2 protein-coding genes are annotated in these 1,830 nt (G+C 71.6%); both read right to left on the reverse strand.

The genetic code is table 11. The features are described from left to right. The coding region (locus tag C1J00_RS42785) for an FAD-dependent monooxygenase (protein WP_180989916.1) at positions 1 to 1,222 on the reverse strand (1,222 nt) is incomplete at its 3' end. A 108-nt stretch (positions 1,223 to 1,330) separates the two neighbouring features. After that, entirely contained in the window at positions 1,331 to 1,705 is a 375-nt protein-coding gene (locus C1J00_RS42790; protein WP_102914163.1) for a roadblock/LC7 domain-containing protein, read from the reverse strand. Positions 1,706 to 1,830 lie beyond the last annotated feature (125 nt).

Consider the following 1,830-nt stretch of genomic DNA (forward strand, 5'->3'; position numbering starts at 1 on the left):
GGCGCGGGCGGTGGGGTCCGGTGGCGGAGGCGGGGCCGCGGCGGTAGTGGATGCCGAGTTCGGACACCGTACGGAACAGGCGTGCCCGGGCACCGGGCGCGCGCAGGAGCAGCGGGGCCAGGTGCGGGGCGAGTCGGGTCCGGGCCAGCCGTAGAGCCGGGTGGCCGCTCGTTCCGACGGTGAACGCGCGGTCGGTGAGTCGGCGTACGCCGTTGCCGACCGGGGCGCGTTCCGCCTCGTACGTATCCAGCAACTCCTCCGGTGCGGCCCCGCGGCAGACGTGGGCGATTTTCCAGCCCAGGTTGAGCGCGTCCTGGATGCCGGTGTTCATGCCCTGTCCCCCGGCCGGGCTGTGAATGTGCGCCGCGTCGCCCGCGAGGAAGAACGGGCCCTTGCGGTAGTGGCCGGCGCCGCGGTTGTGGATGCGGAAGCTCGTCATCCAGACCGGGTCGTGCAGGGACGGCGCGTCGGGCGTCCAGTCGTCGGCGATCCGCTGGAGGAGGTCCAGGGTCACCTCGCCGCCGGAGGCGCCCGGCGGGTGTATGGCGATCATCCGCCAGGTGGCCGGAGTGCCGAGCGGGAAGAAGAACAGCAGCCCGGCCGCGGTCAGATACGTGTGTGCGGCGCCTTGCTCCGGTCCGTCGGCCTCCAGGTCCGCCAGCAGGAACGTCTGGGGATATGCGTATCCCTCGAAGTCGATGCCCGCCCGGGCGCGGACGGTGCTGTGGGCGCCGTCGCAGCCGACGACGTAGCGGGCCCGTACGGTCTCCCCGGTGCCGTCCCGACGTCGCAGGCGGCAGGTGACGTACTCTCCCTCCGGTTCGGCGCCGAGCAGTTCGGTGCCCCGCTCCACCGTCACGTCCCGCCCGGCCAGATGAGCCGCCAGGGTGGCCTCCGTCTCCGACTGCGGGAGGAAGAGCAGGAACGGGTACGGCGTGTCGTCGCAGCCGACGTCGAACAGCGGGACGCGCAGCACCCGTCGGGGCAGATGCAGGTGCAGCCGGACCGCCGTACTGCCCCGGTCGACCAGGTCGTCCGCCACGCCGAACGCGGACAGCATCTCCAGGGTGCGGGGCTGGATCGCGGGGGCGCGTGACTCCCGCGCGCGGTCCAGCGAGCGGTCGACGATCCGGAACGGGGTTTCACAGGCGCGCAGTTGGGTCGCGAGTGCGAGTCCGGTGGGACCCGCGCCCACCACGAGCAGGTCCAGGGGTGCCGTCATGGCACCCACCGTAGACGCGGCCGGCCGCGCGCACGCCGTCGCCGTGCGGCGTGCCGGGGCCCTCCGCGACGTGCCGGTGACGGAGGGCTCCCGTCCGGTGGTTCCGGTTCAGATCTCCAGGTCGGCCTCGATACGGCGCAGCTGGTGGCGGGCCATCGCGAGGTTGGCCCGGCTCCCGTCGAGCACGAGGTAGAGGAAGAGTCCGCTGCCGCCGCGGCCCTTCAGGAGGCGGATGAGGTGGTACTGGGTGTTCAGGGTGATCAGGATGTCCTCGATCTCCTCCTTCAGCCCCAGGTGCTCCATGGTGCGCAGCTTGGACCGCACGACATCGGTGTTACCCGCGGCGGCGACTTCCAGGTTGAAGTCCTTGCCGCCGCCGAGGGTGCCGAGGGCCATGCCGCTGGTGTAGTCGACGAGTGCGGCTGCCGTCGCTCCGTCGATGGAGCTCAGGCATTCCTTCAGCGCGGTCTCCGTGTTGGCCATGCGCTCGGTTCCTTTCCTTCGGTCTTCTACTTCGGTGGGTCGGGAAGGTCAGTGAGACGGAGGTTCGGTGAGTCGGAGGTTCGGGGGGCTCAGATGCCGGTCTGCGGGCGCGGCCGGTGTGGGGG

The organism is Streptomyces cahuitamycinicus, assembly GCF_002891435.1.
GTDB lineage: Bacteria > Actinomycetota > Actinomycetes > Streptomycetales > Streptomycetaceae > Streptomyces > Streptomyces cahuitamycinicus.